Origin of the sequence: Pseudomaricurvus alkylphenolicus (genome assembly GCF_011683955.1) — a bacterium.
Classification (GTDB): Bacteria; Pseudomonadota; Gammaproteobacteria; order Pseudomonadales; family Cellvibrionaceae; genus Pseudomaricurvus; species Pseudomaricurvus alkylphenolicus.
On the sequence record NZ_JAAQPI010000002.1, the window covers coordinates 165,335 to 186,748 of the forward strand.

General features: G+C 54.5%; 20 protein-coding genes. 6 read left to right on the top strand and 14 right to left on the bottom strand.

Features of this window, described 5'->3' with window-relative positions; genetic code table 11:
- Positions 1–168 precede the first annotated feature (168 nt).
- Genes gltS through HBA55_RS06120 form a run of 4 tightly spaced genes read left to right on the top strand, consistent with a single transcriptional unit; the run spans position 169 to position 3,020 of the window.
- Positions 169–1,374, top strand: a complete 1,206-nt coding sequence (gltS, locus tag HBA55_RS06105; RefSeq protein ID WP_166988479.1) for a sodium/glutamate symporter — start codon at positions 169–171, stop codon at positions 1,372–1,374.
- A gap of 13 nt (positions 1,375–1,387) precedes the next feature.
- Complete coding sequence (locus HBA55_RS06110) at positions 1,388–1,876, top strand: hypothetical protein (protein ID WP_166988481.1); 489 nt, start codon at positions 1,388–1,390, stop codon at positions 1,874–1,876.
- Positions 1,877–1,930: 54 nt separating this feature from the next.
- On the top strand, positions 1,931–2,794 hold the full coding sequence (locus tag HBA55_RS06115) for an SPFH domain-containing protein (RefSeq protein WP_166988483.1): 864 nt from the start codon (positions 1,931–1,933) through the stop codon (positions 2,792–2,794).
- A 16-nt stretch (positions 2,795–2,810) separates the two neighbouring features.
- The gene (locus HBA55_RS06120) at positions 2,811–3,020 is read left to right on the top strand and encodes a type II toxin-antitoxin system antitoxin (RefSeq protein WP_166988485.1); all 210 of its coding nucleotides are present in this window, start codon (positions 2,811–2,813) and stop codon (positions 3,018–3,020) included.
- Between the two features lie 107 nt (positions 3,021–3,127).
- Here HBA55_RS06120 and HBA55_RS06125 read toward each other — a convergent pair whose 3' ends face one another.
- The gene (locus tag HBA55_RS06125; RefSeq protein WP_166988487.1) at positions 3,128–4,612 is read right to left on the bottom strand and encodes an AAA family ATPase; all 1,485 of its coding nucleotides are present in this window, start codon (positions 4,610–4,612) and stop codon (positions 3,128–3,130) included.
- A gap of 123 nt (positions 4,613–4,735) precedes the next feature.
- On the opposite strand from HBA55_RS06125, the gene coq7 reads away from it, so the two are divergent.
- Positions 4,736–5,380: a 2-polyprenyl-3-methyl-6-methoxy-1,4-benzoquinone monooxygenase gene (coq7, locus tag HBA55_RS06130; protein ID WP_166988489.1), complete on the top strand. Its 645-nt coding sequence runs from the start codon at positions 4,736–4,738 to the stop codon at positions 5,378–5,380.
- Positions 5,381–5,528: 148 nt separating this feature from the next.
- On the opposite strand, the gene HBA55_RS06135 is transcribed toward coq7, so the two are convergent.
- The 7 genes from HBA55_RS06135 to HBA55_RS06165 all read right to left on the bottom strand — a co-directional run bounded on the left by HBA55_RS06135 (position 5,529) and on the right by HBA55_RS06165 (position 12,167).
- A complete protein-coding gene (locus HBA55_RS06135; protein WP_206019573.1) occupies positions 5,529–6,587 on the bottom strand; it encodes an amidohydrolase family protein in 1,059 nt (352 codons plus the stop codon).
- Between the two features lie 32 nt (positions 6,588–6,619).
- On the bottom strand, positions 6,620–7,156 hold the full coding sequence (locus HBA55_RS06140) for a 3-hydroxyanthranilate 3,4-dioxygenase (protein WP_166988491.1): 537 nt from the start codon (positions 7,154–7,156) through the stop codon (positions 6,620–6,622).
- A gap of 10 nt (positions 7,157–7,166) precedes the next feature.
- Complete coding sequence (locus tag HBA55_RS06145) at positions 7,167–7,607, bottom strand: RidA family protein (RefSeq protein ID WP_166988493.1); 441 nt, start codon at positions 7,605–7,607, stop codon at positions 7,167–7,169.
- A complete protein-coding gene (locus HBA55_RS06150) occupies positions 7,604–8,395 on the bottom strand; it encodes a 2-keto-4-pentenoate hydratase (protein ID WP_338109365.1) in 792 nt (263 codons plus the stop codon). The genes HBA55_RS06145 and HBA55_RS06150 overlap by 4 nt, the downstream gene beginning before the upstream one ends.
- Complete coding sequence (mhpD, locus tag HBA55_RS06155) at positions 8,396–9,196, bottom strand: 2-keto-4-pentenoate hydratase (RefSeq protein WP_240945937.1); 801 nt, start codon at positions 9,194–9,196, stop codon at positions 8,396–8,398.
- A gap of 10 nt (positions 9,197–9,206) precedes the next feature.
- Complete coding sequence (locus HBA55_RS06160; protein ID WP_166988495.1) at positions 9,207–10,685, bottom strand: 2-hydroxymuconic semialdehyde dehydrogenase; 1,479 nt, start codon at positions 10,683–10,685, stop codon at positions 9,207–9,209.
- A 231-nt stretch (positions 10,686–10,916) separates the two neighbouring features.
- Entirely contained in the window at positions 10,917–12,167 is a 1,251-nt protein-coding gene (locus HBA55_RS06165) for an alginate export family protein (RefSeq protein WP_166988497.1), read from the bottom strand.
- A gap of 211 nt (positions 12,168–12,378) precedes the next feature.
- Between HBA55_RS06165 and HBA55_RS06170 the strand changes: the two genes are divergently transcribed.
- Positions 12,379–13,326 (top strand): LysR substrate-binding domain-containing protein, encoded by a 948-nt coding sequence (locus HBA55_RS06170; protein WP_166988499.1) that lies wholly within the window; start codon positions 12,379–12,381, stop codon positions 13,324–13,326.
- Between the two features lie 15 nt (positions 13,327–13,341).
- Here HBA55_RS06170 and HBA55_RS06175 read toward each other — a convergent pair whose 3' ends face one another.
- From HBA55_RS06175 to HBA55_RS06200, 6 genes are all read right to left on the bottom strand, one after another.
- On the bottom strand, positions 13,342–14,181 hold the full coding sequence (locus HBA55_RS06175) for an SDR family NAD(P)-dependent oxidoreductase (RefSeq protein ID WP_166988501.1): 840 nt from the start codon (positions 14,179–14,181) through the stop codon (positions 13,342–13,344).
- A 1,062-nt stretch (positions 14,182–15,243) separates the two neighbouring features.
- On the bottom strand, positions 15,244–16,470 hold the full coding sequence (locus tag HBA55_RS06180) for a type II toxin-antitoxin system HipA family toxin (protein ID WP_166988503.1): 1,227 nt from the start codon (positions 16,468–16,470) through the stop codon (positions 15,244–15,246).
- Positions 16,463–16,765 carry a helix-turn-helix domain-containing protein gene (locus tag HBA55_RS06185; protein WP_166988505.1) on the bottom strand — a complete coding sequence of 101 codons (303 nt, stop codon included), beginning with the start codon at positions 16,763–16,765 and terminating at the stop codon, positions 16,463–16,465. Before HBA55_RS06185 ends, HBA55_RS06180 begins: the two co-directional genes overlap by 8 nt.
- A 266-nt stretch (positions 16,766–17,031) precedes the next feature.
- Positions 17,032–19,290 carry a TonB-dependent receptor gene (locus HBA55_RS06190; RefSeq protein ID WP_166988507.1) on the bottom strand — a complete coding sequence of 753 codons (2,259 nt, stop codon included), beginning with the start codon at positions 19,288–19,290 and terminating at the stop codon, positions 17,032–17,034.
- Positions 19,291–19,462: 172 nt separating this feature from the next.
- On the bottom strand, positions 19,463–19,876 hold the full coding sequence (locus HBA55_RS06195) for a hypothetical protein (RefSeq protein ID WP_166988509.1): 414 nt from the start codon (positions 19,874–19,876) through the stop codon (positions 19,463–19,465).
- Positions 19,877–19,974: 98 nt separating this feature from the next.
- Positions 19,975–21,339: a sodium-dependent transporter gene (locus tag HBA55_RS06200; protein ID WP_166988511.1), complete on the bottom strand. Its 1,365-nt coding sequence runs from the start codon at positions 21,337–21,339 to the stop codon at positions 19,975–19,977.
- Positions 21,340–21,414 lie beyond the last annotated feature (75 nt).

Genomic DNA, 21,414 nt, shown 5'->3' on the forward strand with positions numbered 1-21,414 from the left:
TTTTGGCGGAGCTAACCAGTTGGCTCAAGATGTTAACCTGATGTTAACGAAGCCGGCATCGGGACCCGATTAACGACCTGTTAACACTTGATTACCTCACCCCACATCTCGCCAATACCTGAGCTACAGGCGTCTGCTAAGTTGGCGTTTTCTCTGCAGGGGAGCGCTATGAATATCGATATCGGCTTTTTCGAAACCCTGGTGGCGGCGCTGCTGATTTTATTCAGTGGGTACCTGATCAATGGCAAAGTCACCTTTCTCAAAAACAATAATATTCCGGAACCGGTTGTGGGCGGGATCGCGTTTTCGCTGGTCAGTGCTCTGCTTTACGGGCAGCTGGGGTTGACGATCAACTTTGACATGAGCATGAAAACCCCTTTGATGATTCTGTTTTTCACCTCCGTCGGTTTGGGGGCAAGCCTCAAGCTGCTGGTTAAAGGCGGCCCCAAGGTGCTGTTGTTTCTCGGGGTGGCGTCACTGTACCTGGTGGTACAAAACGCCGTGGGTGTATCACTGGCGCTGGCCACCGATCTGCACCCCATGTTCGGTTTGTTTGCGGGCTCTGTGACCTTATCCGGAGGCCATGGCACCGGTGCCACCTACGCGCAATTGATCCAGGACAGCCACAATTTACAGGGCGTGCTGGAAGTCGCGATGGCGGCGGCCACCTTCGGGTTGGTGCTGGGAGGCTTACTGGGCGGACCCGTTGCCCGTCGCTTGATCAGTCGCCATCAGCTGCAACCCAGTGAACGCCCGACCCGCCATCACGATATGATCACCTATGATCCGGAAGACCGTGATCTGGTGACCCCGAAACGCATGATGGAGACCCTGTTGATTCTGGCGTTTTGCATGGGCAGTGGCAGTTATGTGTTTGAATGGCTGAAGGCACATTCGGTCCCCGTGCCCTCGTTTATTGTGCCGCTGATCATCGGCATCATCATTACCAATGTGCTGGAGCTGTCCGGCACCTACCGCATCAGCAAGGCCTGTGTGGATCTGTGGGGCACCATGGCGCTGTCGATCTTCCTGGCGCTGGCGTTAATGTCGCTGCGCATCTGGGAATTGCTGAACCTCGCCGGTCCGATGCTGTTTATTATCCTCACACAGACGCTGGTGCTGGCGGGCTTCGCCTACTTTGTCACCTTCCGGCTGATGGGCAAGAACTATGACGCCGCCATCATGGCCGGTGGGCATTGCGGTTTTGGTCTCGGTGCCACCCCCACGGCGGTTGCCAATATGGAATCCCTGGTGTCGCGTTTTGGGCCCTCACCGCAGGCGTTTTTGGTCGTACCTATGGTGGGTGCGTTTTTTATCGATATCACCAACGCCATTGTTATTCAGTCTTACCTGGCCCTGCCGCTGATCAAGTAAAAGGAATACCGTCATGTCACGCACACTGTTTATCCCGTTTTTCTGTTTGCTGCTGAGCGCCTGTGGCGCCGGTCCCGACAGTCAAACCTTGCGCCAGCATATCCAACAACAGTTGGTGCAACAGTTCGGCAAAGAACGCATCACTTTGTTAAGGCTGGAGCGTCGGGGCAGCCAACCGGCCAGTATCAGCGCCCAGGACGGCCACATTGTCTACTTCAAGGCGGCCCTGCGTCTCAGCAACCCCACCGGCCTGAATCCACAGGAGCAGCAGACCCTGAGCCGGATCCTAAGTGCCGGCGTAGAGGGGCTGGAGATCGAGGGCCAAGATATTATCGCCAACGGTTTAAGCTGGAATGTCTGGAACAGTGACCACTGGCAGATGCAGAGCCTGGAACCCACCGCAGAAACCGATCAGACCCTCAGCTCTGTACCCATCGAAAACGTGAATCCGGCCTGTGTACCCCAAGTGACCCAATCGGACTCTCAAACCGGGAATACTTGATATCTTTTTGATATCACATTAACATCCTCACAACATCAACGTGAGGATGCACCGATGATTAGAGAAAAAGAAGCCGCCACCTTTGACGGTTACGTGGCGCTGCTAGTGCTGGCAATACTGGAAATTGCCGCCATTGCTGCCACCATCAATGCCATTACCACCCCCTCTCTGGCCATTGTCGGTTTTGTTCTGCTGACGCTACTGGTCACCTTCCTGTGGGTGGGCTTCTTTATGGTCGCCCCCAACGAAGGCAAGATTCTGCAGCTGTTCGGCAACTATGTCGGCACCGAGCACAAAACGGGCCTGCGCTGGGCCAATCCGCTTTACAAGAAAACCGGTATCTCTCTCAGGGTGCGCAACTTTGAGAGCGGTAAGCTCAAGGTCAATGATGCCCGCGGCAACCCCATTGAGATCGCCGCGGTTATTGTCTGGAAGGTGGTGGACTCCGCTGAAGCCTTCTTCGAGGTGGATGATTACGAGAGCTTTGTCACCATCCAGAGTGAGGCCGCCTTGCGTAATCTGGCCAGCAAAATCCCCTATGAGAACCACAAACCCAATGAGCTGTCGCTGCGGGCCGATCCCGTGCAGATTGCCGACATGATCAAGCGCGAGGTGCAGGAGCGTTTGGAGAAAGCGGGCGTATTGGTCATCGAAGCGCGTATCAGCCACCTGGCTTATTCACCGGAAATCGCTCAATCCATGCTGCGCAAACAACAGGCCGGAGCCGTACTCGCAGCCCGACGCCTGATCGTACAAGGGGCGGTGGAAATGGTATCGGATGCGCTCTCAACCCTCACCGACAAACACAATTTTGAGCTGGACGACGAGCGAAAAGCCAGTATGGTAAGCAACCTGCTGGTTGTGATCTGTTCGGAGCAACAAGCGCAACCTGTTGTTAACACCGGATCGCTCTATTAAGAATGCCTAAATAACAATGTCGAAAAAAGCCTACCCGCTCAGAATCAACAAGGACATTCTCGCCGCCCTGCAGCGCTGGGCGGATGATGACCTGCGCAGCCTTAACCAGCAGATTGAATATGTTCTCCGCGATGCCCTGGTCAAGGAAGGCCGAATCAAGCTGGTGCAGCGGGTGATGACGGAGATTGAAGACACGACCAACTCCAAACCAGATTCAGGCAGCTGAACTCCGCGTAGGGGGGATTAGCGGAGCGTAATCCACCTTGGATGTGGCACATTAGTGGATGCCAATAGGACTGGCAACCGGTGGATTACGCCTTCGGCTAATCCCCCCTACGCGGCTACTGTACGCCCTTCCGCCCAGCTTCTGAGTGCATGTAGCTGCTCCGCCATCACCACCGACAGAGGCGTGGTCTGCAGGATGGCCCGCAGCAAATGGTCGCTACCCAGCTGTTCCCCCTCCGCCAGCATATAGAGCGCAGACACCACCGCCTGCTCGATTTCCGCCCCGGAAAAACCTTCGGCTGCCTCGGCCAGACGTGCAAGGTGCAACGATTCCGAGTAGGCGTCGCGCTTGCGCAAATGAATTTCAAAGATTTGTCGACGCACGTCGGTATCGGGCAGATCGACAAAAAAGATCTCGTCAAAACGCCCCTTGCGAACCAGTTCCGCCGGTAATTGTTGAATGTCGTTGCTGGTGGCCACCAGAAACACCTGACTCTTGCGCTCGGCCATCCAGGTTAAAAAATACCCCAGCAGACGCTTGTTCAAGCCATCGTCGCCGCCACCCTGGGCCAGGGCTTTTTCCAATTCGTCCAACCACAATACACAGGGAGACATGGACTCGGCCTGTTGCAATGATTCACGCAGGTTTTTCTCGGTCTCACCGATAAACTTGTTATAGAGCGAGCCCATATCCAGGCGCAACAACGGCAGCTGCCACATACCGGCAACGGCCTTGGCCGCCAGACTCTTGCCACCCCCTTGCACACCTAACAGCAAAACACCCCGAGGGGGCTGCAAGCCACGTTTGTCAGCGCCACTGAATGCCTCTTTGCGCTGCTGCAACCAGTGCTTGAAATTGGGCAGGCCGCCCACATTGGCAAATTCTTCCGTGTCGTATTCGTAGCTCAGCAACCCCTGGCGGTTGAGCAGGGCAAATTTTGCGCTGTTCACCTCCGGCAGGTCTTCCCGGGTAATGGCGCCATCGTCGGCGATGGCGTGCCACGCCAACCGAGCCACGTCTTTATGGGTTAATCCCCCGAGGCTGGACACCAGTTGCCTAAGAGCGGCGCTGTCGGTGCGGATGCGCTGTTGGCCGCGGCTTTCGGCGTAGCGTTTGGCCTCCTGCCTGACAATCGCGAGGATTTCATCCTGTGACGGTAAAGATAGGCTTGCCTGAGCGGTAAACACCTGCAATTCCGGCGGGATCTTCAGGGCATGACTCAACAGTACGATGCGCTTTTGCAGCACTTCAAAGTTAAGTGCGATGTCCTTCAGCAGGCGCACAATCTTCGGCTCGCCCTCCCAATGGGGATGAAAGTCACATAGCACATAAATGCCGTCATGGTTACGATCTTTAATGGCCTGCAGCAGTGCTTCCGGCTCCAGCTCCGCCCCGGGCTTGGCGACCATGGGCCCATAGCCCAGGGTGTCCAGCCCATCGGTCAGGCTCCAGCGATAGAGGGTATGCCCCAACAGCTGACACTGGCGCTTAAGCAACTCCAGAGCGTGGTTTTCCTGCTCGGTTTCGAGCGCGATAAGAGGCACCCGCTGGCGCAGAAGACTGGCAATATCCTCACTGACATTAACTTGCATAGGCCCATATTCCTTCTGGTGTTGAGCCTATTGTCAGTCAATCACAGCATGGCTGCCAACCCCACGACTGGCGATGCAGCCTGAAAGTACCGTAAAATGGGGCCAATACAACGAGGTAACCCCATGTCCAGCCGCCATCTCTCACTGCCCGACCAACTTCTCACCCAAATGGACCGCGCCCTTCGCACCCTGGCGCCAGGCAAGGTGACCCACACCCGCCCCTCTCCTGCCCAGAGCGAGAATGAGTCGGAGATGAGTGATGCCGAACGCCGCCACGCCGCCGGCCTGATGCGGGTTAACCACGCCGGGGAAGTCTGTGCCCAGGCGCTATATCAAGGGCAGGCCCTGACGGCCAAGCTGCCGCACGTGCGCCGGGAAATGGAACAGGCGGCAGAGGAAGAGGTGGATCACCTGGCCTGGTGCCAGGAGCGTATCGAGAGTCTGGGCAGTCACACCAGTGTGCTTAACCCGCTATGGTATGGGTTGTCCTTTGGCATTGGCGCCGCTGCCGGTCTTGTCAGTGATAAGGTCAGCCTGGGTTTTGTGGCCGCCACCGAAGACCAGGTCTGCAAGCATCTGGAGAATCATCTGCATGAACTGCCCACCCAGGACGCCAAGAGCCGCGCCGTGGTGGAAACCATGCTGGAGGACGAAGCCAAACACGCCCACGCGGCGCTGGACGCCGGCGGTATGCGCTTCCCCACTCCCATCAAAGCGGCCATGACGCTGGTTTCCAAGGCAATGACCAAGAGCAGCTATAAAGTTTAAGGGCGCTTCTAAAAGGCGACTTTTTACGCGATTACTGCGTCAGCTCCGTGCTCGGATCCTCATGTATGCCCTATACACTGCGGTCCTCCGCGCGGTGCTTCCTTGTCCTCACGAAAAAATTCACCTTTTAGAAGCGCCCTTACTGCTGTTATTCGAGATCAAAAAACGCCTGGGCATTGGCACCGAGAATCCGGCTTTTGCGCCCGGGCGAAAAACTACTGTGTTCCCGCACCAGCTTGCCCACCTGCTGCTCGCCCAGAGGGAAAGGTGAATCAGAGCCCAACAACACCCTGTCTTCGCCCATCACCCGCACCAGCAAATCCAGAGCGTCCTCACTGAATACCGCCGAGTCCACATAAAAACGGTCGGTGTAGTGAGACGGCGGATGGGGGCAATCCTCACGCACAATATCGCGATGGTGCCAGGCGTTATCCACACGTCCCAGAGTAAAAGCAAAACTGCCGCCGCCATGGGCAAAACATAACTTCAAATCCCGAGACACTCGCTCAAACGCACCGGACAGAATCAGCGACAATACCGACAGCTGGGTTTCGGCCGGCATGGCCACCAGCCACTGCAACATGTACTTGGACATGCGCTCACGACCGAGCATATCCCAGGGGTGCACCAGCACCGGAATATTTTCGCTGGCACAGTGCTGCAAAAAAGTAATCAGCCCTTCGTCGTCCATATCCTTCGGACCCACATGGTTGCCAATCTGGACTCCGATATGACCGCTGGCTTTGGCGCGGCTGACTTCCCGGCAGGAGGCATCGATATCCTGCAGCGGCACCTGACACAGAGCTTTTAGGCGACCGGCATTGTGACTACACATCTCCAGCGCCAGGTCGTTCATGATTTGCGCCACTTCGGCTGCCTGTGCAGCGGGCCGCTCGTAGCTGAACAGAATCGGGGTGGCACACATCACCTGAATATCCACACCGTCGCGGTCCATTTCCTCGATGCGCAGAGCCGGGTTCCAAAGTGCTTCGTACACCGGGCGGAATTCCTTTTGCCCCACCATAATCATGGCCTTGCCGGGTTCGGTGTGCTTCAGCCAGGGCCAGTCAGGCGTGCCAAAACGTTGCTCCAGATCTGGCCACTGACTCGGCAGAAAATGCGTGTGCATATCCACGACGGTGGTGTCGGCGGAGTTATCGAGCGTCGACTTTGATGCCTGCTCTCTGGCCTTTTCAATCACAGTCATAAGTTACTTCTCTACTATCAATCAAGACCGCTTCAGGCCGGATGAACGTCGCCGCAGTTGCCGCAGGTACGCAGTTCAATATCTTCCTTAAACGCTTTAAACACTGGAGCCAGGTCGGTGGAAATATTGACCAACTGCATCTCCGCACGGTGCACCAGGTGGTTGCAGGATTGGCAATACCATTCGAAGGCATCCAGCTCGCCCGTCTGACGCTTGGGCTCGATCACCAGACAAATGCTGCCCTCTTCCGGGCGCTGTGGTGAGTGACGCACATGGGCGGGTAGCAGAAATATCTCGCCCTCCTTGATATGAAATTCCTCGGGGCCGTTTTCCGTCATGATGCGCAGAAAGCAGTTGCCTTTCATTTGGTAGAAAAACTCTTCCACCGGATCGTCGTGATAGTCGTAACGCTCGTTGGGGCCGCCCACGACGGTGACCATCATGTCGGCATCCTCCCAGATCAATTTGTTATTAACCGGGGGCTTGAGCAGGTGTTCATGTTCGGCAATCCACTGCTGGAAATTAAAAGTGGACAGCTTGCTGATGTTGCTGATCAACGGGGTGCTCATGATCTTCTCCCTAGTGGTCGCCCAGCGGCTTATAAGCCACGGCTTTGATTTCAATTAACAGGTGCGGGTGGGGCAATTGGTGTACCGCCACCGTGGTACGTGCTGGGCCGTCTTCATTGAAGTATTCGCTATAGACCCGGTTGTAGCCACCAAAGTCATTCATATTGACCAGATAACTACTCACCTCCACAACGTCACTGAGATCGGCACCCGCCTCTTTAAGAATATCGCCAATATTGTCAATCACCGCGCGGGTTTGGGCGGCGATATCGAGATTGGTGGCGCCCATCGCATCCACCTCCACGCCGACAAAGCTATTGTCCGGACGACGTGAGCTGGTGCCCGATACAAAAATAAAATCTCCGGCGCGCTTGTAGTGGGGAAAAGTCCCCCGCGGCTTGGCTTTACCTTCAATGACTCTAGCAGTGGTTGCTTTAGCAGAGGCTGTCATACCTGTTCTCCCACATTGAATTCTGCACTGCCCAGCTGTTGGGTATGGAGCTTGACGTGTACGCCGGGTAACAGCGCTTCTGCGGCGGTGGAGGCACCGGCCAATACAATCCAGCCTGCCTGCAGTTCAGTTTCCGCTTCTGCGGCCAAACGTGCAGCCGCCGTCAATGAACGCCAAGGATTACCGAGGATGGCCGCACTGGAGCCAATCTGTACCGGTGCGCCGTCAAACTCCATCACCATGCCGAGGTTGCCAATATCAACGTTAGACTTTTGCCAGGCGCCCACCGTAAACCCCGAGGACGAACAGTTGTCGGCAATCACATCCTGCAGTGAAAATTTAAAATTGCGGTAGCGCGAATCAATCACCTCCAGCGCCGGTGCCACGGCTTCCACCGCACTCATGGCCTCGGCAAGACTGACTTTACCAGTGAGGGGCTTTTTCAACAGAAAGGCGATCTCCGGTTCCACCCTGGGGTGGATAAAGCGCGAAGCGTCCAATTCAGCGCCATCCTCAATGGCCATGGCATCGGTCAACGGGCCCCAGATCATGTCACTCACGCCCATTTGAATCATCTTGGCGCGGGAGGTAAAACCCATTTTGATGCCCACCTGTTGTTCGCCCCGCTGCAGCCGACGAGCCACCGACTGTTGCTGTACCGTGTAGGCGTCGGCCAGAGACAGTTCATGTCCCTGGCTGGAGAGTTGCTCGATGGCGCTGGCGTTTTCAGCGGCAGCGTCCACGATAGCGGCCAGATCCGCCAGCGTACCGTTTTTTAAAATCACCACTTACTTCTCCTCCGAAAAACTGACACGGACAGAACCCAATCCATTGATGCGAGCCTCGATCCTGTCGCCCGGTGTTACCGCTGCCATGGGGCCCAGGGCACCTGTCAAAATGGTATCGCCGGCCTTCAAGGGCGTTCCGCCCTCGGCAAAGGTGCGTGCCAGCCACACGGCGGCATTCAACGGGTGACCGAGACACGCCTGACCGGCACCATAGGAAATCTGTTCACCGCGACACTCCATCACCATTCCGCACAAACGCAGATCCAGCTGCTCCAGCTTTTGCGGGCTATTACCAAGCACGTACAAACCCGATGAGGCATTGTCGGCGATGGTATCGACAATATTGATATCCCAGTTGTGAATCCGACTGCCGACAATTTCGATGGCGGGTAACGCGTAAGCGGTGGCACTGATTACGTCCGCCACGGTGGGCTGAGGCATGTCCAGATCCCGCTCCAGCACCAGAGCGACTTCGGCTTCCACTTTCGGCTGCATAACATCGGTGACCGCCACGTCTGCTCCGTCACCCACAAACATATCGGCAAACAGTACACCAAAGTCCGGCTGATCCACGCCCAGTTGCTGCTGCACAGTTTTGGACGTCAATCCGGCTTTGCAGCCCACGACCCGGCGCCCCTGCTCCACCCAGTGACGGGTGTTGACCTGCTGCACCGCGTAGGCGGCTTCCAGGCTCAGGGCCGGCAGTATGTCTCGCACCGGCTCACAGGCGATACCAGTCTCGTGCGCCTGTCGCAGCATCTGCGCTGCTTCCAGAATGGTTTCATTGATCATATTACTCATCGTCTTTGGCCTAGAGCTTGATGCAGATATTGGTGGGTTCGGAATAGAAATTCAGCGAATGGACACCGCCTTCGCGGCCCACGCCGGAAAGCTTTACACCGCCAAAGGGGGTACGCAAATCACGCAGATACCAGGTGTTAACCCAGGCAATACCCACTTCCATTTGCTGGGCGACACGGTGAGCGCGCTGTAAATTACTTGTCCACACTGTGGCGGCCAAACCGTAGTTGCTGTTGTTGGCCAGGGCCACGGCTTCTTCTTCCGTATCAAACGGTGTGATGTGGCAAACCGGACCAAACACCTCTTCGCGAACAATGCGGGCATTTTCTGCAAGGCCGGTAAAAATGGTGGGTTGCACGAAAGCACCCCCGTCACGTGCATCGCCAAATACGGGCACACCGCCACCGGTAATCACCTTGGCGCCATCGGCTTTGGCGCCATCAAAGTAGGACAACACTTTGTCGCGGTGCTTGTGGGAAATCAGCGGCCCCATGTCGGTGTTTTCGTCGAGAGGCCAGCCGATATTGATGGCCTCGGCTTTTTGCTTCAACGCCTCGACAAAACGATCAAAGATAGAGCGCTGAACATAGAGTCGCTCGGTGCATAAACACACTTGCCCGCCGTTGGTAAATACAGAACGCGCAGTGCCGTTTACCGCTTCATCAAAATCGCAATCGTCAAAAATAATACCGGCGTTTTTACCGCCCAATTCAAACGACAGCCCTTTCACACCATCAGCCGCCGCCTTCATAATGGCTGAACCGGTTTTGGATTCTCCGGTAAAGGTCACGGCATCCACACCCGCGTGAGCGGTCAGAAACTCACCGGCGCTGCCGGGCCCAAAACCGTGCACCAGATTAAAAACCCCCACCGGCATACCCACCTCATGCATGACCTCCGCCAGGAGCGTGGCCGTGGCCGGAGTCTCTTCAGAAGGTTTGGCAATCACGGTGTTGCCCGCCGCCAGGGCTGGAGCCAACTTCCAGGTCAGCAGTAACAGGGGCAGATTCCAGGGCGCGATCACCGCCACTACCCCCAAGGGTTTATTCACCGCGTAGTTAAGCGCTCCGCGACCATCGGGTGTGGGCGTTTGAAAGCACTCGCTGGACTGGGATTTAACCAGGTCGGCAAATATACGGAAATTGGCGGCACCGCGGGGAATATCGATAGTGCGCGCCTGTTCAAACGACTTGCCGGTATCGGCCATTTCCGCCGCCACAAATTCATCAAAGCGCGCCTCAATGCCGTCCGCCACCCGGTGCAGCAGCGCGCAACGGGCTTCCAGCGTCATCTTGCCCCAATCGCCCTCAAGCGCCTGGCGAGCGGCCGTGACCGCTGCATCCACGGTGTCAGCATTGGCTTCAGCCACCTGATTAATCTCAGAGCCGTCCACCGGGTTGATATTGGCAAAGGTTGTGTCGCTGGAGACAAACTGTCCGTTAACATAGTTGTGCAGGACACCGCCCGCGTGAGGCACAGATTCGTACATGGGTTACCACCTTGTGTGCGTCTTTACAGGTAATCAATGTACGCCAGCGAGACATAATGGAAAAATAATGTTTTGTGGATCAGCTATATCAAATTATGTATAGCTGTAGTTCAAACCAATTTGCCGCTCATCCCTGTAGCGGCCCTAGGGCGACTGGTCGCGCTCAGAGCGCGCTGCTACGGTGAGCATTGAGCCATTGAAGATTGCCCTGGAATCTCCGAGGGCGACTGGCTATAGCCGATAGCGAAACTCCAGGTACACCAGGTTCTGAGGCTTAAGGCGGCCGCTAAAGGCGCCTCCGGGGCGAAAGTGGGCCAGATTGAGCTCCAGCTTCAAGCCTTTGATGCGTCGATATCCGATCACCAGATCCAGCTCCTGACCCAGATCACCGTTGACGCCATTGGGCGCAACCTTTAGACCATAGCCATAAAACCTATCGCTGGGTGAAGGCTGGCGATAGTGGTGGTGCAACAGCTCCACGGAGGCAAACTCGGAGGGCAGCCAACGTACCCCCAACGTCGAGATAGCGATATTGCTCAACTCGGGTTTCACCAACTCACCGTAATACTTGAGTTTGGAGCCACCTTTACCAATCCAACCGTTATTGAGATGCAGGCCGGTCTGTCGAAAACGCCGGTCGACAGCCCCGCTCTCACCGCCCGAGCCATAGGCGTAACCACCAATAAAGCTCAGCGAGGGGTGCCACTGCCAAATACCGCCCACATCCAATCCATAGCCACGGAGTTTCTGCTCACCGGATGTTCCCCTGGCCAGGATCAACTCCAGCCAATGATCGACCCGTTGATGCAACTGGCCGCGACTGCGAACGCCCAACAGGGTTGGATTATCCTCATCCTCCGTGCGGCGAGAGAAAGCGTAGACCGACAAAAATCGGTCGTGCTTTTGTGCCTGAAGCTCAGCAAAGTGAAAACGGCTATCGCTCTGACCCGCGCCCAGCAGATCTTCGCGCCACTTGCCCTGATGGCCGCTGAACAATCGCCCGCGCCAACGCCAGTCACCCTGTTGCCACTGCCACTGCCCATGCCACCCATCTACCGTCTGATGAAACAGAAAACCCCGACGATCTTCATAGTAATATCGCCCCAGGCTCAGATTTGGATCGCCGTCCTCCCCCAACCAAGACATATAGGCGCTTTCGAGCCCCAGGGAGTCATCACCGTCGGGAGATCCAACGGTATAGGACTTCTGCCACTTCAGAGTCGCCAGCGCGGCGATTCGATCCAGAGGCCTGGCGGCCAACCCCAGTTTTATTTCCTGAGCAAGATAACGGTGAGACACTCCACTCGGCCCGGTTTTGATGCCGGGCAGAGTCACGGATTCTCCGCCCCAACTGAATCGCTCACCTAACGGATTGGGCGCATCCCACGGTAGATTGTAGGCACCCTCGGCCAGAGTGACAATGGAAAACAGCGTTAACAGCAGCGCGAAGCGGGTCAAAAAAACGGACCATACGCTGAGCATATTGAGGCCTCTTTAGATGGAAAAAGGCCCAGACTAGAACAGCGACTGGAACGGGAAAAATAACGGTTTGGGGCATTGTTATCATAGATTTGCTATAACAAAATCCACTGCTATCACAAACCATGACAAACCCTCCAAAGCTGTGCTATACAGAAATACATGACTCAGACCAGGCAGCTATCAAGAAAGCCTATAACAGAGAATAACCGTCATGACCCCAGACAAGTTTGAACGCACACTGATCGCACGGCTCAAATTCAAACATCTGAAATTGCTGGTCACCGTCAACGAACAGCGCAACATCTTCAAAGCCGCTCAACTGCTGAATATGGCCCAGCCGGCCGCCACCAAAATTATTCGCGACCTGGAAAACGATCTCGAAGTGGAACTGTTCGAGCGCAGCTCCCGTGGCGTATCTCCCACCCTCTATGGCGATATCGTGATCAAACACGCCAAACTGATCCTGTCGCAAGTCAAGCACGCCAGTGAGGAGCTGGCCACACTTAAGGGCGGCCTTGCCGGGCGTGTTACCGTAGGAACCCTGCTCGCCGCCAGTGCCGCGCTGCTGCCCAACGCCATTGCCCAACTCAAAAACGAACGCCCCAATGTGTCCATCAATCTGGTGGAAGGTACCGTCGATACCCTGCTCGGCGGCTTACGTATCGGTGACATCGACATGGTACTGGGGCGATTGCCAAAGTCCCCACAGGATGATGGTATTACCAGCGAAGTGCTCTACTACGAACCGGTGGTATTGGTTGCCAGACACCATCACCCACTGGCCAATCAGAAAAACCTGAACCTGGCAGATTTGATGGACTGCGAATGGATACTGCCGCCACAGACCACCAACCTACGCCAGGAAATTAACCGCGCTTTCAGCAACGCCGGGCTGGAACCACCGGCCAAGGCGGTGGAATCTGTCTCCATGCTCGCCAACCGAACGCTGCTGGAACAAACGGATATGATCGCGGCACTGCCCAATCAGGTCGCCCGTACGTTTGAACGGCTTGATACGCTGACACGGTTGCCGGTTGATCCGGGTATTGAACCTGGGCCGGTGGGTGTCAGTTTACGGGAGGGGCGTGAGCTGTCGCCGGCAGCGCAGTATCTGCTGCAAAAACTTCGACTGGTGGCAGATGAAATTAATCAGGGTTGAGCCTGTATCAAACCATTAAATATCTTCTGGTTTTAGTGCCTGAGGCTGGCTTCCGTCTATGTCTGTGAAGCCATATTCTTGAGCCAGCTCAGCGGCAATAAGAACACGCCCGCTTTTCTCCAATACTTTATCGTCCGTGGCAAGCGCAACCACTGCTCGCCCAACAAACTGCGGAGATTCCGAATTGGATAAGTCCAAGTGTTCTGCCGCCTTCATGACGGATTCAGTGCGTACAATACCGGGATACAGAGAAACCACCGCTACACCATGTTCTCGCAACTCTTCTGCCATACAAGCCACCATACGGTCAGAGGCTGCTTTGGCAACTCCGTAGGCTACGCCTTTGTCATTGCGTTGAGATGCAAAAAACGAAGTAGTGATCATCAGGGGGTTGTCTGCCTGCCTTAACAGGGGGACTGCGAACAGGCTGGAGACATAGTGTGCTCTAACTCCAGCCTGAAACATGGAATCCCATCTCGAAATTGGCTGCGTCCAAAATCCTCGCTCATTCCAGAACTCAGTGCCATCAGTAAAATGCTGGTAACCGCCCCAAACATTGTTCACCAGAATGTTCAGTTTTTCGCTACCTGTACTGATTCGTTGAAACAGGGTCTCCACTTCAGAATCGTTACAATGATCGCATTGAATAGCGATACCCACACCACCCAATTCAGTGACTTCCTGCGCCGTTTGATAGATCGTTCCTGGTAGGCAGGCAGCGGATTTACCTTCCTTGACGGTTCTGCCTGTAACGTAGACAGTAGCACCTGCTTCACCCAGACTGAGCGCAATCCCTTTTCCTATACCACGGCTCGCTCCGGTAACAAGTGCTACTTTACCTTGCAGAGGTTTCATTCGGACTTCCCATAGTTGTTTGCCACACGACACCAAGGATCAATTGAGCACGAACGAGCAGTACTGTAAACAACTTTAAGTAACAAGAATAAACCTACGATTTTCATATTGGGTAACCGCGTTTTAGTCTTATACTTCCTTAATACGCCAAGAGCTGCCATTTATATACTCAACCGACCCGAGATCCACAAATATAATCCACCGAAAATTGCCATTGAGGTTATGAACAATATTGGCCATTTCAGGTTCAGGTCTGGTCCTTGTTCGTAGTCCATCGACTGCATGATTAAGTGCCTTTCTCCCAACTTACCTTATCGTTCCGTTTGAAACATCCCAATCTACACCTGAGGCGCGGTTGTGCCATAAGGACTCTCACCACACGATCCGATCTGATCGAATTGAGTTTTCACACAGCCTCTGCCATAACCGGTCTTTCATTTTCAGGGTTCAGGGCACCATGGGCATTCGATAATGTCTGCAACAGCCGCACGAACGTAGGTTGGATTAGAAGTGCTTTGCGCTTCGTCGCCTAAAACGCCTACTGTTGGAATCCGACGATCCGCCGAAGGTTTAAATTGGCAGCGGCCGCCTATAAACCGCCTGTTGCGGCCACATCCCAGGGAGTAAAAAACCGAGCCCCGGTCAACGAACAGCTCCTGCGGAACCGTCGGATTACGCTCCGCGAAGCGGAGCTAATCCAACCTACACGGGAAGAAAATTCTACCGTTTCGAACGGCAGCTTCTGGCACTTTGCTGTCTATCCAATCCCGCCTAACACTTGTTTGTAAATAATGCTCAAATAGAAAAGTTCGATCTTCGACATGAAAGGCTCGACTATCAATAAGTTGGCCATCTTTCAGGGCAATTTATACCCACGAATTCTTCGGTGGAACCTGCTTTTAAAACTCTACTGATTGAGTCGCTGTTCATTCGATGGATAACGAAATGAATCCGTATGAGAACAAAGCCAGTTTTATTATCAGATTTTTGGCGACAGATTATTGATCAGAAAACCATTTCCCGAGCAAGAAGGGATTACCCCTTTGACGAAGACGGTGTCATTTATGCGGTGTTTGCCAGCGGAATTTCCTTCGTATGTTGCTCAATTGTCTTGATAACCTGACGGGTAAGTGGCAAGTGATTATTCTCACTCTGCCACTTTTGATGAAACAGCTCGACTGTCTCCCTTGCCGTATCAAGCACAAGTTTTTCTGGCAGTCTGGCTTTGGCAGCCAAGTGTGACAGCTCATCCATTGTGAACTCTCTGAATTTCTTGCTCCTGCTCACCTTTAATGCCGCAGTTTCATCCGGGATATAGGGTATTGTCGAGACAAAGTCATAGGCCGGTGAAATGGATACCGCCTGACGCTCGCCATGAATCAGCGACCAGTTTTTGAGATGCATGTCGGCATTGCCGATCAGTGTGTTAAATACGAGCCTGCGGATAAATTCAGTAATGTCTTTTTCCTGCCCCTCCACACCGATAACCTCAGCGATATTGCGCATGCTCGCCTTTTTGTATTTATCGTGTGGGTAGACGCCAAAGACCTGCGCAAAGTCTTCTATGTGTACTGCTTGACCACCTGCGATGCGATCGAAGCGTTTTATCGCAAAGGCACTGTGGCCAAATTGCCCAATTCCGGCCGGGATGTTGTCAATATCGTCAATACTCAGCAATTGCGTCTCGGGTACGTCCATACCCATTTCCCGCGCCAGCGTCATCATGGAGTATTCATTTTCCGGAACTCCCTCAAACTGACTTGAGGGCAGTTTTACAATCCACGAGCCGCCCGTACCGCTCGCAGGTATGGTCAACCCGCCACTGGCCTGTTGAACGGCGGAGAATTTCAACTGAACACCCGCCAAAGAAAAGCGCATGGGCACTTCTTTTTTCCGCCCATCGTCATCCGATGGGTCATTTATGCCGGCAGGAAGCGCTTCATCCTCTGCAGGTTTTACGGTGATCGCGCCCGGCAAATCCTGGCCTAAGACCCAGAGTAGAAAGAACTCGCGAGCGGGGTCCACTCCGGCTCTCGCCGCCAGGTAATTGCGCATGGTTTCTTCGGGTAAGAGGTTGGAGAAAAAAGGAGTCAGCTTGGTTTGCGTGGGCTTAAAATCGACAATCAGTTGGCCAATCGCATCTTTAAAACCAAGACTCAGCACCGAGCGTTTACTGTCTTGGATATAGTGCTCGGTAAACGCGAACAAGCTACGGTCATTCCCCACATGGGTAATTGTTGCCACCAACTCGCCATGGAGATAAACATTAAGGGTAGACACACTACTCATCGTCGTCTCCATCCAGGCGATAAGCGGGTACTGAGGTCGCCACGGTGTTGGTGCTGCTACGCACGAGAGACTGAACCGCCGGAACTGTTTTTTTCGGAATGAGCTCCAGCTCCAAATCAAGCACACGAGCAAGTGCAATTAGACTGGAAACCCTGAGATCAACAGCCCCGCTTTCAATCTTCGAGATATGGCTCTGGGGCACGCCGGATCTGGTGCTTAGCTCTCTTTGGCTAAACCCTTTTTTTTGACGAGCCTCTTTTAGGCTATTGAGTATTTGCTCGTTTAAGTAGCTCATGCTGATCTATAATTACATATCAATAAATGTGTTTTGATATGCTTTAACGTATCACATCAACACTAACGCCTCAAACATTTGATACATAATTATATATCACTAAAGGCCGTCGATATTCTTTAATAGATCATCATGCCTCTTTCTGGCCGGAAGTGACCTGCATCTGCGCTTTCTCCTTAAGATATTCAGAACTCAGAGTTCAGTCAGGCCAAAAAAAAGCACCGCCCAGGCAGTGCTTTTTTCAAGACTCTAAACGTTAGGCCATATCAGAAGTTGTAGATACCCGTCAGACCAAAGGTACGAGGCGGCTGATACGCATTGAATGCCGTGTCGTCATAGGCTGCATAGACGGTAGTGGAAGCAAGGTTGAGTTCGTCAGTGAGGTTTTTACCCCACAACTTAAGCGACCAGGCGTCATCAAAGCTGCGCAAAGTAAAACTGGCATCAATGGAAAACTCGGTACCCACTTCGGTGATCGGGTCATTGGAGTTATCGAAGTAATATTTATCCTGGAACTGGTAATCCAACCGCAGCGAGGCATCACCGATATCCGCCAGTGCCCACTCGTAGGTGGCCGCCAGGTTGAGTGAATTCTCCGGCGTGCGACGCATTTCATTGTCTTTGAGGTTTTCATCGTCGACGATCAGATCATCGGTAAACACCGAGCGCAGTTGGCCATAGCTGCCGGTAATGGTCAGGTTTTCAGTCACCAGCGCCGTGACTTCCAGCTCCAGGCCGGTGGCTTCACCGCTGCCGTTGAGCACCTGCAGGTTGTCCGGCGTGTTGGGGCCGGTCTCCACCCATACCTGGCTTTGGATATCTGTGTATTCCGTGTAGAACACCGCGCCGTTAACCCGCAAACGGTTTTCGTACCACTGAGTTTTGAAACCCACCTCGTGATTGAGCGCAAACTCCGGTTCAAACGGGGTGATGGCTTCCACCGCTTTCTCCATTCCCTCGCCGTTATAACCACCGGCCTTGTAGCCCTTGGCCATGGAGAAGTAGAGGAACACATCGTCGGTGGCCTGATAATCGATGGTCAGACTGGGCGTGACGGCATCCCAGGAATCGCTGGTTTCAAAGGTGTAGCTTTCGACGCGATTGCCGTCGAGGTCTTCGTGCAGGTTGTCCCAGTTGTCAAAGCGACGACCATAGGCCAAGCCGCCAAAGTCTTTTTTGTCTTCGCTCCAGCGAATACCGGCGGTGACTGCCAGTTTTTCTGTGAGATCGTAGGTGGCCTGGGCAAAAACGGCGGTGCTGGTGGTTTCGTTGTTGGTTTGATTACCCTGGTTACCGGCGGTGGTGCCCCAGGGGGTATCAAACCAGTAGTCCACTTCCTCATTACGATCGATCTCCTCGACCATATAGTAGAGGCCCAGCAACCAGCTCAGGTCACCCTCGCCACCCTGCAGTCGAAACTCCTGGGAGAATTGGGTGGAGTCTTCTTCCTTCAGTGACAGCCACTCGTCATCCGGTTGCAACGCTACCAGGGCATCGTGATCGGCTACGGTGTTGTTGGCCGGGTCGCCCCAGGGGTCGAATACCTGGGTGGCATCGACCAGGCCTGCGGCCGCGTTTTCGTAGATGGAGTAATCGTTCTTGCGGTAAGCCGTGATGGAAGTCAGGGTACCGAAATCGGATTCCCAGTCCACTTTAAGACTGATGCCCCCGGTTTCGCTGTCTTCAAAGCCGTCTTCGCTGTTGAGATCTTCACGGGGGTTGCTGCTGATAAAGGCCTGGTTGCGCCACTCGGCATAGCCGATGTGTTTTACCCGAGGCGTGCCGTGAGACACTGAGGTGTCGGCACTGAGCAGAATTTCCAGATCGGAGGATGGGGAGAATAACAACTGGCCACGGGCGGAATAGCGCTCGGCATCGGCGGCGTCATTGCCGGTGTAGGTATTCTTGCCATAGCCGTCGCGGTTGAGGGCGGTTACCGCCACTTTACCAGCCAGGGTGTCGCTCAGCGGCGCGGTGTAATAGGCCTTGGTTTCCAGCAGGTTGTAGTCACCCACCGTCAGCTCCAGGCTGCCCTCGGCTTCTTCAGTGTTGGGCTTGCGGGTAATAAAGTTAACAGCGCCGCCCACCACGTTTTTGCCGTACAGGGTGCCCTGGGGGCCGCGCAGTACTTCCACCCGTTCGAGATCAAACAGATCACCGGTGGCGCCTGTGCCACGGGAGATATAAACACCGTCGATATAGACGCCGATGGCCGCCGCCGCGCCGGCACTTTCGATGTCGCTGCCGATACCGCGCATAAACAGTTCTGGTTCTGCGGCGTTATAGGCGTTCATCTGAAAGCCGGGTACCCGACCGGCGATATCGCCCAAACCGTCAATTTTGGCCTCTTTCATCTGCTCGGCGCCAAAGGCCGAGACCGCAATGGGGGTAGACTGGAGACTTTCGGCTTTGTGCCGTGCGGTCACCACCACCTCTTCGATAGCGAAGTCGTCGGCTATCGCCGGCAGGGCGCCGGTCAGAGCGGCGGCGACCGCCAGGGTGATGGGGGTCTTGTTCAGGTTCATAACATGCTCCTCCCCACTGCGCGGGGTATTTATATTATTTCACATTTGGTCTGTGGCTGATCAACAGTATTGTTCCTGTTAGCCTTCACCTTACGCCGCCGCCCTATACTATAAAAATAATGTTTTGGCGCCTTGCTATAACATTTAGGAGATAGCAGTCCAGTGGTGGCGATTATTGGCTATCGGGCGCCAGAGACCGGATCAAAACTGCCGGGCTGGTGGGGCCTTGAGCCAGGCTTTCGCTTTGCGAACTGACGAACTCCCAGTATTTGAGCTTCCAGCGAAAGCCGATATCGAGACCGTGACGTTTGCCTACCCGCTCCATCTCCGCCTCCTTGGCGCGATCAAAAGGGGGATAGATCACCACAAAGTCCCAATCGGCACCCCGTACGCTGCGGTACCATTGGGGCTGAGCCAGGCCGATTTCGGCGTAGACTTTGTCCCAGGCCGCCATCCACTGCATAAACTGCAATTGCTTGCCCGCTTCGATTTTGTAAATGCCAATGGTTTTAACGCCGGCAAAAACCGACGGTGACCAGAACGCTATGCAGAGGCAGAGGCTGCCCATCGCTTTTTTCAATGTCATAGGAAAATGCTCGTCAAAAAAGGAGCCGCCCATAAGGGCGGCCAAGGGAGAGAGAAAGAAAATGTAAAACGAAAGCTATAGAGCCTGGAGAGAATTGATTAGCCCGCCAGCAGAGAAACAAAAACCGCCGCCAGACCAACCGGTGCAACGAAGCGCACCAGGAATCGCCAACTTCGATAAAGTACGGACTCACCATCCAGCTCGTCGACGGTAATCGAGCGTGGCAATACCCAACCCACGAACACCGCCACAAAAATACTGCACAGGGGCATCACCAGGGTTGAGGTGACGTAGTCAAAGATGTCGAAAAATGTTTTACCTTCAAACAAGCTGAACATCGACAGCGGGTGTACGTCCGCCAGTAAGTTGAAGGACAGCACCGACAGAATGCCCAGCGCCCAACTGATGGCACCGGAGATAATTGCGGCACGGCGACGAGTCAGGTTGAACTTTTCGCGAATCCACGCCACCGAACATTCCATCATGGAAATTGCTGACGTGAGCGCTGCACAAAACAGCAAGACAAAAAACAATGCGCCGATAATACCGCCACCGGGCATCTGCCCGAAGGCGTAGGGCAGCGCCATAAATACCAGACCCGGGCCGCCGCTGGGGTCCATGTTGTAAGCAAAAATAATCGGAAAGATCGCCAGCCCGGCCATCAGCGCCACCAGGGTGTCCGCGCCGATAATGGTGAGAGATGAACGAGGAATAGAAGCCTGACGATCCAAATAGGAGCCATAGGCCATCAGGTTGGTAATACCCACTCCGATCGAAAAGAATGCCTGACCAATTGCATCCAGTACCACGCCGCTGTCGACCTTGGAAAAATCCGGTGTAAAAAGGAAGCGCCAGGCGGCGGCAAAATCCGCCGTCACTGCGGAATAGATGACGAGGCCCACCAACATGATAAACAGCAGTGGCATCATGACTTTTACCGCTTTCTCGATGCCGGCCTTTACGCCGCGTGCAGAAACAAACACCGTGAGCAATAAAAAGCTGCTGGCCCACAAAAACAGTTCAAAGGCGTTGGCGTTAAGACCATCAAAGGAAGCCTGAATTGTCTCGGCATCGGCACCGGCCAATTCGCCGGAGGCCGCCTTAACGACATAAGACAATGTCCAGCCGCCCACCACCGAGTAGAACGAGAAAATCAGTACGGCGGCAACCACACCCACCAGCCCCATCCAGCGCCAGTTGTCGCTGGCCCCGGCTTCTTTCGCCACCTTGGCAATGGCGTTGGGTGGGCTGAGTTGGCCACGGCGTCCCACCAGTAACTCCGCCATCAAAATAGGCAGTACCACGGCCAGAATCGCAGCGATATAAATAAACACAAAGGCACCGCCGCCATTGCTGCCGGCAGCGTAGGGGAAGCGCCAGATATTGGCGAGTCCGACTGCCGAGCCCACTGCAGCCAGGATAAACCCCAATCTTGAGGACCATTGTTCGTGAGATTGCTGCATTGATTAAACCTCTGGGGTACGTCGAATTACGGGCTTGAGTGAAATAGCCCCAAAAAGCAACCGATGCCAGTCGCC